This is a genomic window from Mycobacterium neumannii, from assembly GCF_002245615.1.
Lineage (GTDB): Bacteria > Actinomycetota > Actinomycetes > Mycobacteriales > Mycobacteriaceae > Mycobacterium > Mycobacterium neumannii_A.
In genome coordinates, this window is sequence record NZ_NKCO01000021.1 from 41051 (window position 1) to 54353 (window position 13303).

At 67.9% G+C, this 13303-nt stretch carries 16 protein-coding genes; 11 read left to right on the plus strand and 5 right to left on the minus strand.

What is annotated here, in order from left to right:
* Positions 1-27: 27 nt before the first annotated feature.
* A complete protein-coding gene (locus CEX88_RS20605; protein WP_094294930.1) occupies positions 28-633 on the plus strand; it encodes a hypothetical protein in 606 nt (201 codons plus the stop codon).
* Here the strand turns inward: CEX88_RS20605 and CEX88_RS20610 are convergent.
* The 3 genes from CEX88_RS20610 to CEX88_RS20620 are packed head-to-tail and all read right to left on the minus strand — an operon-like array spanning position 630 to position 4109.
* Positions 630-821, minus strand: a complete 192-nt coding sequence (locus CEX88_RS20610) for a ferredoxin (protein ID WP_064402107.1) — start codon at positions 819-821, stop codon at positions 630-632. The two genes, CEX88_RS20605 and CEX88_RS20610, sit on opposite strands and share 4 nt — an antisense overlap.
* Positions 822-826: 5 nt before the next feature.
* Positions 827-2035 carry a cytochrome P450 gene (locus CEX88_RS20615; RefSeq protein WP_094294898.1) on the minus strand — a complete coding sequence of 403 codons (1209 nt, stop codon included), beginning with the start codon at positions 2033-2035 and terminating at the stop codon, positions 827-829.
* Between the two features lie 55 nt (positions 2036-2090).
* Positions 2091-4109 carry an MMPL family transporter gene (locus tag CEX88_RS20620; protein ID WP_094294899.1) on the minus strand — a complete coding sequence of 673 codons (2019 nt, stop codon included), beginning with the start codon at positions 4107-4109 and terminating at the stop codon, positions 2091-2093.
* Between the two features lie 114 nt (positions 4110-4223).
* Between CEX88_RS20620 and CEX88_RS20625 the strand changes: the two genes are divergently transcribed.
* From CEX88_RS20625 to CEX88_RS20650, 6 genes are read left to right on the plus strand one after another with little or no spacing between them, the layout of a single operon-like run.
* Positions 4224-4664 carry a MarR family winged helix-turn-helix transcriptional regulator gene (locus CEX88_RS20625; protein WP_094294931.1) on the plus strand — a complete coding sequence of 147 codons (441 nt, stop codon included), beginning with the start codon at positions 4224-4226 and terminating at the stop codon, positions 4662-4664.
* 59 nt (positions 4665-4723) lie between these two features.
* Positions 4724-5977 (plus strand): formate-dependent phosphoribosylglycinamide formyltransferase, encoded by a 1254-nt coding sequence (gene purT / locus CEX88_RS20630; RefSeq protein ID WP_066846149.1) that lies wholly within the window; start codon positions 4724-4726, stop codon positions 5975-5977.
* A 2-nt stretch (positions 5978-5979) separates the two neighbouring features.
* The gene (locus CEX88_RS20635) at positions 5980-6426 is read left to right on the plus strand and encodes an Rv0361 family membrane protein (RefSeq protein ID WP_094294900.1); all 447 of its coding nucleotides are present in this window, start codon (positions 5980-5982) and stop codon (positions 6424-6426) included.
* Between the two features lie 20 nt (positions 6427-6446).
* Positions 6447-6866, plus strand: coding sequence for a rhodanese-like domain-containing protein (locus CEX88_RS20640; protein WP_066846156.1), 420 nt, complete (start codon positions 6447-6449; stop codon positions 6864-6866).
* Positions 6863-8089 (plus strand): O-succinylhomoserine sulfhydrylase, encoded by a 1227-nt coding sequence (locus CEX88_RS20645; RefSeq protein ID WP_066846159.1) that lies wholly within the window; start codon positions 6863-6865, stop codon positions 8087-8089. Before CEX88_RS20640 ends, CEX88_RS20645 begins: the two co-directional genes overlap by 4 nt.
* Positions 8090-8506, plus strand: a complete 417-nt coding sequence (locus CEX88_RS20650) for a hypothetical protein (RefSeq protein WP_066846162.1) — start codon at positions 8090-8092, stop codon at positions 8504-8506. It abuts the gene before it with no gap.
* Between the two features lie 6 nt (positions 8507-8512).
* On the opposite strand, the gene CEX88_RS20655 is transcribed toward CEX88_RS20650, so the two are convergent.
* Positions 8513-9364 carry an SDR family oxidoreductase gene (locus CEX88_RS20655; protein WP_066846164.1) on the minus strand — a complete coding sequence of 284 codons (852 nt, stop codon included), beginning with the start codon at positions 9362-9364 and terminating at the stop codon, positions 8513-8515.
* Positions 9365-9485: 121 nt separating this feature from the next.
* Here CEX88_RS20655 and CEX88_RS20660 point away from each other — a divergent pair, with 121 nt between their 5' ends.
* Positions 9486-9965, plus strand: a complete 480-nt coding sequence (locus CEX88_RS20660) for a GNAT family N-acetyltransferase (protein WP_202931587.1) — start codon at positions 9486-9488, stop codon at positions 9963-9965.
* Between the two features lie 105 nt (positions 9966-10070).
* The gene (locus CEX88_RS20665; RefSeq protein ID WP_231987810.1) at positions 10071-10367 is read left to right on the plus strand and encodes a hypothetical protein; all 297 of its coding nucleotides are present in this window, start codon (positions 10071-10073) and stop codon (positions 10365-10367) included.
* Here the strand turns inward: CEX88_RS20665 and CEX88_RS20670 are convergent.
* Entirely contained in the window at positions 10364-11107 is a 744-nt protein-coding gene (locus CEX88_RS20670; protein WP_094294902.1) for an MBL fold metallo-hydrolase, read from the minus strand. The genes CEX88_RS20665 and CEX88_RS20670 overlap by 4 nt on opposite strands.
* Before the next feature lie 55 nt (positions 11108-11162).
* On the opposite strand from CEX88_RS20670, the gene fgd reads away from it, so the two are divergent.
* Together fgd and CEX88_RS20680 are read left to right on the plus strand one after the other, a co-directional pair.
* Positions 11163-12164 carry a glucose-6-phosphate dehydrogenase (coenzyme-F420) gene (gene fgd, locus CEX88_RS20675; RefSeq protein ID WP_202931590.1) on the plus strand — a complete coding sequence of 334 codons (1002 nt, stop codon included), beginning with the start codon at positions 11163-11165 and terminating at the stop codon, positions 12162-12164.
* A gap of 25 nt (positions 12165-12189) precedes the next feature.
* Positions 12190-13182 (plus strand): endonuclease/exonuclease/phosphatase family protein, encoded by a 993-nt coding sequence (locus tag CEX88_RS20680; protein ID WP_094294904.1) that lies wholly within the window; start codon positions 12190-12192, stop codon positions 13180-13182.
* The last annotated feature ends 121 nt before the right edge of the window (positions 13183-13303 follow it).

The window sequence follows — 13303 nt, forward strand, 5'->3', positions numbered from 1 at the left end:
GACGACACCGGTCCGCGGCCCCGAAGCCTGACCGCCCCTCGCTCGGCCGCCCTGGCCGGTGTCGCGTTCGCGCTGCTGTTCGCGACGGCGCTGGTGCTGATCCGCATTGCCCTACCCGAGGGCCGGGAGCCGGGTTCGCAGTGGGTGGCTGAGCACAGCGTCAACATGCGGATCGCGGCGATTTTGATGCCGTTCGCGGGGATCGCGTTCCTCTGGTTCATGGGCGTCCTGCGGGACGGCATGGGCCGCTACGAGGACAAGTTCTTCGCGACCGTATTCTTCGGAAGCGGCCTGCTGTTCTTGGCGATGATGTTCGTCGCCGTCGCCTTGGGTGTGGGTCTCGAACACAGCGGCGCGGCAGCGTATCCCGGTGTCGCCGCGTTCGGACAGACGACGTTGATGACGATCTCGAAGACCTACGCGCTGCGCATGGCGGCGGTGTTCATGATCTCGTTGGCCACGATCTGGTTGCGGACGCGGCTGATGCCGCGGTGGTTGAGCATCGCCACCTACGTCGTGGCGGTGGCGGTGCTCCTGGCCGCCGACCTCAGCATGTGGTCGGTGCTGATCTTCCCGGCGTGGGTCCTGGTCGTCAGCGTGCGACTCCTCGCGCACCGACCCGACCCCGACTAATCGACGAGCCGCAAAGCCTGTGACGGGCAGAGTTTTACGGCTTCGCGGGCGTGGTCGAGCTCATCGTCGGGCACCTCATCGACCAGCACCACGACGATGCCGTCGTCGTCCTGGTCGAAAACCGCGTCGGCTGACATCACGCAGTTGCCCGCCTGGATGCAGACGTCGCGGTCGGCGTGCACTTTCACATCCGTCACCTCCAATCCACTGACAGCGATTTGAGACCGTAGATGAAGTGGAACGACCGGAACTGCACATCGGCGAAATCCTCGGCCAGCCGCAGTGCCGGAAAACGTTGCAGCAGAGCAGGAAACGCGATCCGCATCTCCATGCGGGCCAGCGGCGCCCCGAGGCAGTGGTGCACCCCGTGACCGAAGGCGAGATGTCCGGCGGCGCCGCGGCCGATGTCGAGCACATCCGGGGCGTCGATGAAGTCGGGATCGCGGTTGCCCGACGGTAGCGACGCGAACACCAACTGCCCGGCCGGGATCGCGACATCCGCGATCTCGACGTCGGTGGTGGTGATGCGCGGTATCGCGGTGTGCACGATGGACAACCAGCGCAGCAGCTCCTCGACCGCGGGCCCGACGGCGTCGGGATCGTCGCGGACGACGGCGAGTTGTTCGGGATGGCGCAACAGGGCCAGCGTGCCAAGACCGAGCATGTTGGAGGTGGTCTCGTGGCCGGCGAGCAGCAGCAGCCCGGCGATGCCGACCAGTTCGTCGTCGGTGAGCTCGTCGCCGTGTTCGCGAACCAACATGCCGAGGATGTCGTCCCCGGGCTGTCGCCGTGCGCGTTCGACCAGCGACCGCATGTAGGCCCGCCCGGCCCGCTGCAACTCGAGGCGCTCGGTGAACGGCAGCGACAAGTCGAGCTGGCGCGCGCTGCGGTGCTGGAAGTCGTCCCGGTCCTCGTAGGGAACCCCGAGCAGTTCGCAGATGACCAGCGAGGGGATCGGTAGCGCGAAGTGTTCGACGAGATCGGCCGGGGCTCCGGCGGTTTCCATCAGGTCCAGGTGCGTTTGGACGATCTCGACGATGCGAGGCTCGAGCCGTTTGATCCGCCGGATCGTGAACTCCGGGGTGAGCATGCGGCGCAGCCGCTGATGCTCGGGCGGGTCCAGACCGAGCAGGTTGCCGGCCCGGGCGCTGGCGAGCTCTTCGTCCGACAGCGCCGGAGCGCCGGGGACGACGAATCCCGGAGGGCGGCCGTTGGAGAACCTTTCGTGGTCGGACAGCACCATCTTGACGTCGTCGTGCCGGGTGACCAGGTACACCGTCATACCGAAGGCGTTGACCACCGTGCGGACACCGGCGGTGTCGCGGATCTCGGCCAGCGCAGGGGTCGGATCGAAGGCGTCGCGACGCATATGCAGAGGCGGCAGCTCCGGTGCTTGCGTCATGACCCGACGCTACCCGCGAAACGCGGCGTCGCCGAGACCGACGCTTTGGTCGCTTTCACTCGCGTGAATCGACCGAAACGTCCCTTTCGGCGTCCTGCCCCTTGAGCGCGGGCCACCAGATGCGCGGTCCGATCAGCGTGAACAGGGCAGGGATGATCACGGTGCGCACGATGAAGGTGTCGAGCAGGATGCCAAGGCCGACGATGATGCCGATCTGCGTGAGCACGATCAACGGCAGCACGCCGAGCACGCAGAACACCGCGGCCAACACGATGCCCGCGCTGGTGATCACCGCCCCGGTCGCGGAGACGGCGCGCACGATCCCGCCGCGCGTGCCGTGCTCGGGAGTCTCCTCTCGCGCGCGGGTGACCAGGAAGATCGTGTAGTCCACCCCGAGCGCCACCAGGAACAGGAATGCGAACAGCGGTGTGGTGTTGTCGAGCGCGGGGAAGCCGAACACGTGCACGCTGGCCCAGCCGCCGAGCCCCAGCGCGGCCAACGCGCTCAACACCGTGACCGCCACCAGGATCAGCGGTGCCAGCGCGGCGCGCAGCAACACGTACAGCACCGCGAGCACCACGACGAGGATGGCCGGTACCACGACCGCCCGGTCGCGGGACGCGGCGGCGCTGGCGTCGCGGGCGGTGGCGTCCGAACCGCCGACCAACGCCTCCGGATCGGCGGTCCGCACCGAATCGCGCACCGCATCAACGGTTTCGAAGGCCTCGTCCGAGGCGGGGTCGGCGTCGATGACGACCGACCACTGCGTCAGACCGTCGGGAGTCCGGCCCGCGGGGTTGGCCGACACCACGCCGGGTGTCTCGGTGATCACGCGCTGCACGTCAGCGGCGCGCTCGGTGGACGCGATGACACGGGTGGGATCGGTCAGACCGCTCGGGAAGTGGTCGGCCAACCGCTCGTATCCATAGACCGACTCGGCCTGCACCCGGAACTGTTCGGTCTGCGACAACCCGATCGGGGTGCCGACCAACCCGATGCACAGCACCGCCAGACCCCCGATCGAGATTGTCGCGACGGCACCGGGCCTGCGGGCCACCGCCTCGGCGATGCGGTGCCAGATACCGCTGTCGGTGAGCACCCGGTCGCCGATCTTGGGGATGAACGGCCAGAACAACCGCTTGCCGAACAGACCGAGCAGCGGTGGCAGGACGAGCAGCACGAACACCGCGGCCACGATGAGGCCCGCTGCTGCTTGAACGCCCAGGCTGCGAACGCTCGGAGACGACGCGAACACCAGCGTGAGCAGCGCCAGCACCACCGTCGCGTTGCTGGCGATGATCGCCGGACCGGCCCGTCGCACCGCAGTGTCCAGCGCGTCGTGATGGTTCTCGGTGCGGCCCAACTCTTCCCGGTACCGGGAGATGAGCAGCAGCGCGTAGTTGGTACCCGCGCCGAACACGAGCACGCTCGTGATGCCCGAGGTCGAACCGTCCGGGCTCATTCCGACCGCCTGGGCCACCGCGGTGCCGAGCACGGCGGCCACCCGGTCGGCGAATCCGATCACCGCCAGCGGCACCAGCCACAGCACGGGAGAGCGGTAGGTGATGATCAGCAGCAGTGCGACAACCGTGGCGGTCACCGCGAGCAGCGTGAAATTGGCGCCGGAGAACGAGTTCGCGATGTCGGCGCCGAACGCCGGGCCGCCGGTGACTTCGCTGCGCAGGTCGGCGGGCAACCCCTCGGAGGCCTCCGCGCGCACGTTTTCGACCGCGTCGGTGAGGTCGAACCCCGACAGCTCGGCGTCCATCGGCACTACGGCCAGGCCGGCCGCGCCATCCTCGGAAATCTGGGCCGCGGGCCACTTCTGCTTGACCGCATCGACGTCGGCCGGGCTCAGCGGGGCACCGTCGGTGCGGGTGATCACGACGATCGTGGGCACGCGGTCGCCGCCGGGGAACTGGGCGCGCAGCGCGTCGACGCGCGCGGACTCGGCGGAGTCGGGTACGGGTACCGGTGACTGCGAGCTCGAATCGTCGCTGCCGACGAGGCCCATCAGGGCACCCGAAGCGAGCACCGCGAGTACCGCGAGTATCCAGGAGAGGCGCCGGGACATGCCTACGAATATTTCAAAAACTTAACTAACAATCAAACCACTCCCGCCGGGTCGGCCTATGCTTTCGGCGTGTCAGAGGACCGCGGCGCGCTGGAGGCGACGATCGCCGCCGACATGCGCGCGATGAACGCCGAATCCGACGAGATCGGCAGGCTGTTCGCAAGCCGACATGATGTCGCGGCCAACGACTTTCGGGCATTACTGCATGTGATGGTCGCCGAGACCGAGGGTGTGCCGCTGACGGCGGGGGAGCTGCGCAAGCGGATGGGCATGTCGGCCGCAGCGATCACCTACCTGGTCGAGCGGATGATCGCCTCCGGGCACTTCCGTCGAGAGTCCGATCCGAGGGACCGCCGGAAGGTCATCCTGCGTGTGGCAGATCACGGAGTGGACGTCGCTCGAGGGTTTTTCACCCCGCTCGGTGAACAAACCCGCGCCGCGCTGGCGGATTTATCGGATGACGAGCTGACCGCCGCCCACCGCACGTTCACCGCACTCATCGACGCCATGCGGCAGTTCCGCGGTCAGCTGGAACGGTCCGCCATCCCGAATTGAGCACGCCTGTTCGACGGCGGTCGCCGGTGCGCGACGGTGTCTGGCAGGCTTGAGCCCCGATGACTGATACCCCGCAGACAGCGGTCGAGCCCGCCGATCCGGTGACCGACCCCGAACCGGTCGCCGGCACGCCCGGCGCCTCATCGGTGATGCTGCTCGGCTCGGGCGAACTGAGCCGGGAGCTGGCGCTGGCGTTCCAGCGGTTGGGCGCCGAGGTGATCGCGGTCGACCGCTACGCCGACGCCCCGGCGCACGGCGTCGCCGATCGCCCGGTCGTCGCGAAGATGAACGACGCCGAGGAGCTGACCGCGCTCATCGAGAAGGAGAATCCGCGCTATGTGGTGGCCGAGGGCGGTGTCATCGCCGCCGACGCGCTGATCGCCGTCGCCGAGCGCGGTGTCGCCGAGGTGCTCCCGACCCCGCGCAGCACCCGGCTGTCCCTGGATCGGGAGGGCCTGCGCCGGTTGGCCGCAGACGAGCTGGGCCTGCCCACCGCACCGTTCTGGTTCGCCGGATCGCCCCAGGAACTCAGTGCGGTCGTTCAGCACGCCGGTTTCCCGTTGGTGGTCAAGCCGATCGCTTCGGCCGCGGGTGAGGGCGAGTCGGTCCTGGTGCGCGCCGAGGACGTCGAACCCGCGTGGCAGCGCGCGGTCGCCGCCGGCCGGATCCCGCACAACCGCGTGATGGTCGAGTCGGTGGTCGAGATCGATTTCGAGGTCACCCTGCTGACAATCCGCACAATCGGGCCGACGGGACCCGCGGTGCACTTCTGTGAGCCCATCGGGCACCGCCAGGCCGACGGCGACGCGCTCGAGTCGTGGCAGCCGCAGCGGTTGGCGCCGGCCGCGCTGGACGCCGCGAAATCGATCGCTGCGCGCATCGTGAACTCGCTGGGCGGGCGCGGTGTGTTCGGTGTCGAACTGTTGGTCCGCGGAGACGAGGTGTACTTCGACAACGTGCGCCCGCGCCCGCACGACAGTGGCCTGGTCACGCTGCGCTCGCAGCGGCTTTCGCAGTTCGACCTGCACGCTCGCGCGATCCTGGGCCTGCCCGTCGACACGATCATGATCTCGCCCGCCGCCGCGGAGATCGTCTACGCCGGCGCGGAGGCGCGACCCGCGAGCGGTCAGGACCCGCATGCGGTGCTCGCCGAGGCGCTGGCCGTGGCCGAGAGCGACGTCGCCTTGTTCAACCGCCCCGACGAGACCGAGGACAGGCGGCGACTCGCGGTGGCGATGGCGACCGCGCCCGATCCGATTGTCGCCCGTGACCGCGCCCGACGCGTCACCGCCGCGCTGCGCAGGCTCTGGTAGCGGTGGCCGAATCCGAATCCACACCCCGCGACCGGCCCACCGCGGCGCCGTTTCTGATCGGGCTCACAATCTTTGTGCTCGTCGTGATCGTAATCGGGCTGCTGAACCTGTTCGGCGGCGAGCAGGAGCCCGCCGACCAGCAGGTGGCCCGTGCCGCGGTCGGGCAGAACGACGCACTGCAACGGCAGAACTACTCCGACTACCGCGGCTACACCTGCCCGGAGCAGGCCGATACCGAAGCGCAAGTGCTTGCCGCGCAACGGGATTCCGTCGCTCAGCGCGGTGAGCGGTTCGTCGATGACGTCACCGAGGTCGCCGTCGCCGGTGACCGCGCCACGGCCAAGGTGACCTACCATTTCAACAACGCGCCCGACGACAAGAAGGTTGTCGAGATGGTGTTCATCCGCGACGGCGACGCCTGGAAGGTCTGTTCCCCCGGTCCCAGGTAGCTGTGGGACACTCAACGACCGTGAGTTACGCCGGAGACATCACGCCCGAAGAGGCTTGGAAGCTGCTGACCGGCACCCCCAACGCGGTGCTGGTGGATTGCCGCACCGACGCCGAGTGGCGCTTCGTCGGCGTACCCGACCTGTCGTCGCTGCAGCGCGACGTCGTGTTCATCGAGTGGAACCGCGCCGACGGCACGCACAACGACGCGTTCGTCTCCGATCTGCGGCGTGAGATCACCGACGCCGGTTCCGGCGTGGGGCCGGTGGTCTTTCTATGTCGCTCCGGCAACCGGTCGATCGGCGCGGCCGAGGCCGCCACCGAGGCCGGGATCGGGCCGTCGTACAACATCCTCGATGGCTTCGAGGGCCACCTCGACGCGAACGGGCATCGCGGCGGTACCGGGTGGAAGGCAGTCGGACTTCCCTGGAAACAGTCATGACGCCGGAGCCCGACGACACCGTCCCGTCGGTCCGCATACCCGCCGAGCTGCCGGAGGGAGTCAGCCAGGCGACCATCGGTGTGCGCGGCGGGCTGTTGCGCTCGGAATTCGAAGAGACCGCCGAGGGGCTGTTCCTCACCTCGGGCTATGTGTATGCCTCGTCTGCTGACGCCGAGAAGGCGTTCACCGGTGAGATCGACCGATATGTGTACTCGCGCTACGGCAATCCGACTATCTCGATGTTTGAGGAGCGACTCCGCCTGATCGAGGGTGCGCCCGCGTGCTTCGCAACCGCGACGGGCATGGCGGCGGTGTTCACGTCGCTCGGGGCGTTGCTGGGCGCCGGTGACCGGCTGGTGGCCGCGCGCAGCTTGTTCGGCTCGTGCTTCGTCGTGTGCGACGAGATTCTGCCGCGCTGGGGTGTGGAGACGGTGTTCGTCGACGGGGACGACCTGTCGCAGTGGGAGCAGGCCCTCTCGGTTCCCACGCAGGCGGTGTTCTTCGAGACCCCGTCCAATCCGATGCAGTCGCTGGTGGACATCGCCGCGGTTTCTGAGCTCGCTCACGCCGCGGGTGCAAAGGTGGTGCTGGACAACGTGTTCGCGACGCCGATCCTGCAGCAGGGTTTCCCGCTGGGGGCCGACGTGGTCGTCTACTCGGGGACCAAGCACCTCGATGGGCAGGGGCGTGTGCTCGGCGGTGCGATCCTCGGCGGCAAGCAGTACATCGACGAGCCGGTGCAGAAGCTGATGCGCCACACCGGGCCTGCGCTGAGCCCGTTCAACGCGTGGACATTGCTCAAAGGACTGGAGACGCTCGCGGTGCGGGTGGACTACCAGAACACGTCGGCGCAGCGAGTTGCGGAGTTCCTGGAGGATCACCCCGCCGTGAGCTGGGTGCGCTATCCGTTCCTCGAGTCGCACCCGCAGTACGACCTGGCCAAGCGCCAGATGACGGGCGGCGGAACGGTTGTCACGTTCGAAGTCAAGGGGGGCGCTAAGGAGCACGCATTCAAGGTGATCGACAAGCTGCGCATCGTCGACATCTCGAACAACCTCGGCGATGCCAAGTCGTTGGTCACCCACCCGGCGACCACCACCCACCGCGCGATGGGGCCGGAGGGCCGCGCCGCGATCGGGTTGGGCGACGGTGTCGTGCGGATCTCGGTGGGCCTGGAGGGAACCGACGACCTGCTCAACGATCTCGATCAGGCGTTGAGCTGAGTGTCCAAGCGCAGCGACGCGAAGAAGGCCCGCCGGCGCAAGCGGCAGGCGGCCCGCAACGAGCGTTGGATACCCGACACGGTTATGGACGCGCTGACCGAACAGACCGCGACGGCGGCGGTGCTCGAGGCCTTCGACGAGCGAATCACCGAGCGCGGCTGGGTGTTCGACGACGAGCTCTCCGACGAGGAGTCCGCGCTGTGGTTCTACCCTCCGTCGCAGGCCGAGGTGGCTGACGAAGATCTGGTGTCGGTGACGACCGTGGTGCTGACCGCTGACGACGCCGCCGACGTCGCGCACGTGGTGTTCGTAGGCACGGCCGACGACTACCAGTTCAACTTCGACGAGCTGTTCGAGTCGCTTGACGTCGTCGAGGCCTACCGGTTGGGCGATCCCGCACCGACCTTCCCGGTCTAGCGCCGGTCAGTCCTCGACGACGCCCTGCGCGGTGCGTGCCCGGTCCTCGTACTTCTTGCGGGCGGTCGTGTCGAAATCGAGGAACACCCGGTCCAGTCCCAGCTTGTTGTTGAGCCAACGACGCCCGCGCGGGCCGAGCATCTGCGCGGCCTGGGCGGTGAAGCGCAGCGGAGTCGGCACGGAGACATGGGTTTTCGGCTTGTCGAGGGTTTTGACGATCGCCGCGGCGATGTCCTCGGGCTCGACCGGTTTGATCGCCCCGCCGCTCTTGGTGCCCGAGATCAGCTCGGTGTTGGTGAACGGCGGCATGATCACCGACACGTCGACGTTGTGCGCTGCGACCTCGTCGGCCAGCGCGGCCGTCAACCCGACCACACCGAACTTCGCGCCCACATATACGACCTGGCCCGGCACCGGGATCAGCCCCGAAAGCGAGGCGATGTTGATGATGTGTCCGCTGCGCCGCGCGATCATGTCCGGCAGCACCAGCTGACAGCCGGTGATCACGCCGTAGAGGTTGACCTCGAGGGTCGAACGGATCGACTGCTCGGTCTCGTCGACGAACGGTCCGATCGGCATCACGCCAGCGTTGTTGATCAACACGTCGATGCGACCGCCGCCCTCGGTGCGGGCCTTGTCGAGGAACGACGCGAACGACTCCCGGTCGGTGACGTCGAGCGGATAGCCTGACGCCTGCCCCAGGTTGCCCAACTGGGCGACGGCCGATTCCTGCAGTGCCACGTCGCGGTCGCCGATCACCACGCGGGCGCCGCGCGCCAGCAGCGCCTTGGCGGTCGCAAAGCCGATCCCGCGGGCGGCACCGGTGATCGCGATGGTCTTGCCCCTGATGTTGTCCATGCGGCCAAACTTTACACGTGTCAAGTTTGGTGGGGAAGTGGCCATTCTCGGATCGGACCGAGCCGTCGCGAGGTACTGGAATGGACGTGCCCGGTTCGCGTTGGACAGTTAGGTGAAACCCGTGTCGACCCAGCCCACGTTCGTCGCCGTCCGCCAGGACGACCCCTTGGCTGAGCCGTTGCTGGCGGAGTTAGCGGTCGAGTACTCGCAGCGCTACGGCTCGCCTGAGAACGCTGTGAGCAGGTGGCTGCGGGGGCATCCGGCCGACGCGTTCGCCCCACCCGACGGTGACCTGGTGGTCGGGCTGCTCGGCGACCGGCCCGTCACCGGCGGTGCCTTCTGCCGGTTCGACGACACCACCGCCGAACTGAAGCGGATCTGGACCGACAGCCGACACCGCCGACAGGGCCTGGCGAAGGCGCTGCTCGTCGAACTCGAGGCCCGGATCGTCAGGCGCGGCTATCGGCGGGTCTACCTGACCACCGGTGACCGCCAACCCGAAGCGGAGGCGCTGTATGCCTCCGCCGGGTACCAGAGGCTGGACCCGCTGCCCGCCGAGGGCGATGTGTTCCCGGTGGCGTTCGCCAAGGCGCTGCGATGAGGGAGCGCCGGCCACCCGCTCTCAGACCGGTCATGTCTGCAACCGGCCTATAGGCTGGGCTGCGGCGCCGGCCCGGAACGGACTTCCGCGGCGCCGGGGGTGATGGTGGCGTTGTCGCAAACGATGATCGGCTGGCTGCTGGTGCTGGGCGGTCTGCTGACGTTCCTGTTCGGAGTGGCCTCGCGCGTGTTCATCGGGCGCCGTCGCGAAACGAAGGCCGTCCGCGTCATGGTGCACACCTTCCGCCGGACCGGGGTGGCGCGTGTGCTGTTCGGGCGGTTCGAGAGCGACGTGCTCGACGACGACGAACTCGACGCCATGATCCTGATGCCGACCATCGTCATCGCGTCCGGGCTGTGCTTGACCGCAGTCTTTCTGCTCGGCTACCAGAACCTGGTCTAGGACGCGATTTGACGCGCGGCCCGTTCGGCGGCGTCGCGGATCGCCCCACGCCATACCGGGCCGTGCCCGGGCAGCAGCACCTCGGTGTCCAGCAGGCTGAGCGCCGACAGGCTACGCACGCAACCGTCCTGGTCGTGGTTGAAGAGCCCAGGCAGAAGCTGCGGCCCTGCGCGCGTCGACAGCGGGTGCCCGGTGACCAGCGCGTCGCCACTCACCAGAACGCCGTCGACCAGGAACGAACAATGCCCACCGGTGTGACCCGGCGTCGGAATCGCCATCGGCTTGCCGGGCAGACCCGCCGCCACCTCCTCGGTCAGCACCTGCGCGGTGGGTATGCCGTCGCGCACCATGGCGCCCTTGCGGGTGATCGCGACCGACCACGTGAGATAGCGCGGACGCCAGACGTGCTTGGCGATGTCGGCCGGAGAGGCTTGTTCGAGATACTCGCGTTTCGCATGGCCGACTTCGGCGGCGTGGCAGTAGACCGGGGTGCCGTACGTCTTCGCGAACCAGATCGCCGAGCCGAAATGGTCGATGTGGGCGTGCGTCAACAGGATTGCGCGCAGATCGTCGACCCCGAAACCGAGCTCACGCAGCGATGCGAACACGTCATCGCGGCTGCCGGGGAATCCCGTGTCGATCAACATGACGCCCGTTTCATCGGTCACCAGTGTCCAGTTGACGAGGTCGGTGAACGCGAAATGGACGGTGCCGGTGATGGCGCTCAGGGCTGCTGCCATGCCGCGAGTGTAAGCAAGGGAGTAGAAACGAATCGTGGCTGAAACCAAACCTGGACTGAAACTGGGCTACAAGGCGTCGGCGGAGCAGTTCGCGCCGCGGGAGCTGGTCGAGCTGGCCGTGGCGGCCGAAGAGCACGGCATGGACAGTGCGACGGTCAGCGACCATTTCCAGCCGTGGCGTCATGAGGGTGGCCATGCGCCGTTCTCGCTGGCGTGGATGACCGCGGTCGGCGAGCGCACGACGAACCTTCTCCTCGGGACGTCGGTGCTCACCCCGACGTTCCGCTACAACCCCGCGGTGATCGCGCAGGCGTTCGCCACCATGGGCTGTCTGTACCCCGACCGGATCTTCCTCGGCGTGGGCACCGGCGAGGCGCTCAACGAGATCGCCACCGGCTACGAGGGCGACTGGCCCGAGTTCAAGGAGCGCTTCGCCCGCCTGCGGGAGTCGGTCAAGCTGATGCGGGAGTTGTGGCTGGGCGACCGGGTCGACTTCGACGGCGAGTACTACCACACCAAGGGTGCCTCGATCTACGACGTGCCAGACGGCGGCATCCCGGTGTACATCGCCGCGGGCGGGCCGGTGGTGGCCAAGTACGCCGGCCGTGCGGGTGACGGGTTCATCTGCACCAGCGGCAAGGGTGAGGAGCTCTACAAGGACAAGCTCATCCCCGCGGTCTCAGAAGGTGCAGCGGGTGCCAGCAAACAGCTCGACAGCATCGACCGGATGATCGAGATCAAGATCTCCTACGACACCGATCCCGAGCTGGCGCTGGAGAACACCCGGTTCTGGGCGCCGCTGTCGCTGACCGCCGAACAGAAGCACTCCATCGACGATCCGATCGAGATGGAGAAGGCCGCCGACGAGTTGCCCATCGAGCAGGTCGCCAAGCGCTGGATCGTCGCGTCGGATCCCGACGAGGCCGTCGAGAAGGTGAAGGACTACGTCGACTGGGGACTCAACCACCTGGTGTTCCACGCCCCGGGTCACGATCAGCGCCGGTTCCTCGACCTGTTCCAGCGCGACCTCGAGCCGCGGCTGCGCCGCCTCGGCTGACAAGCGAGAACCACACTCACACAACATGATTCGAGTACCGGCGACGGTCCTCGCCGTGCTTGCATTCGCTTTGGCGGTCGCCGGTCTGGTGTCGCGCTATCTGCCGGTCGACAACGCGATCGTGCTGGTGCTCGCCTCGGCGTCGCCGTACCTGACCGCCGCGGCGCTGGCGTCGATGGCGCTGTTCGCGGTGGCGCGGCGATGGGCGGCGACGATTCTGGCCGCGACGCTGTGCGTGGTGATGCTCGCCGTACTTGCACCCCGCTATCTGGGGCCGGAGAAAACCAGCGTTCCTTCGGTCGCCCTGCGGGTGCTCACCGCCAACCTCGGGATGGGCGGCGCCGAGCCGCGCGCGGTGGTGGCGTTGGCGTCCTCTGCGGCCGACGTCCTCGTCGTACAGGAGATGACTCCGCAAGTGGCCGAGGCCATGTCGGCCGCCGGACTCGACAGGGCCTTCGTCCACCGGGCGATCGACCCCCGCCCGTCGGCCGACGGGATCGGGGTGTGGAGCCGCCATCCGATCGTGGCCTCGGCCGCCGTCGAGGGCTACCAGATGCCGATGCTCAGCACCCGGATTCGCGTGCCTGGCGTCAGGCTCGACGTCACCGTGCTCGCCGTGCATCTGGCCGCTCCGTGGGTTCAGCCGCTGCGCTGGTTCTCCGACGACATCGCGCGATTTCCCGAGACGCTGCGGGCGTTAACCGATACCGCCGGCTCCGGTGCGGTCGTCGTGGCGGGCGACCTCAACGCGACCTACGACATGAGTCCCTTCCGTCGGCTGTTGGACGAGGGCTACCGCGACGCGGCCGAACAAGCCGGTGCGGGTCTGGTCCGCAGCTACCCGAGCAGACCGTGGCTGCCGTCGGTGGTCGGCATCGACCATGTCCTGCTGCGTAATTGCGCGGCCTCGTCGGCGTACACCGTGGAGGTGCCCGGATCCGACCACCGCGGGCTCGCAGCCATCGTCAACATCCCCGCGGACCCGCCAGCTGACGGTTTAGACGTTTCTCCAACGTAGTTGAGACAGGCAACGTGAGTGGTTCGGTCGGCGCGAATCTTAGGCCGATAGCGAGCTCAGGTCGTCGTACCCGGTTACTGTTCGGCTATCGTTCGCTGAGCGTCTACTGGGGTTCGGCAGA

Coding starts and splice junctions, on each gene's coding strand:
- CEX88_RS20615 (WP_094294898.1), bottom strand. CDS start 2,035: ATGACGCAAGCACCGGAGCTGCCGCCTCTGCATATGCGTCGCGACGCC.
- CEX88_RS20620 (WP_094294899.1), bottom strand. CDS start 4,109: ATGTCCCGGCGCCTCTCCTGGATACTCGCGGTACTCGCGGTGCTCGCT.
- CEX88_RS20645 (WP_066846159.1), top strand. CDS start 6,863: ATGACGCCGGAGCCCGACGACACCGTCCCGTCGGTCCGCATACCCGCC.
- CEX88_RS20625 (WP_094294931.1), top strand. CDS start 4,224: ATGCGCGCGATGAACGCCGAATCCGACGAGATCGGCAGGCTGTTCGCA.
- CEX88_RS20655 (WP_066846164.1), bottom strand. CDS start 9,364: ATGGACAACATCAGGGGCAAGACCATCGCGATCACCGGTGCCGCCCGC.
- CEX88_RS20670 (WP_094294902.1), bottom strand. CDS start 11,107: ATGGCAGCAGCCCTGAGCGCCATCACCGGCACCGTCCATTTCGCGTTC.
- CEX88_RS20680 (WP_094294904.1), top strand. CDS start 12,190: ATGATTCGAGTACCGGCGACGGTCCTCGCCGTGCTTGCATTCGCTTTG.
- purT (WP_066846149.1), top strand. CDS start 4,724: ATGACTGATACCCCGCAGACAGCGGTCGAGCCCGCCGATCCGGTGACC.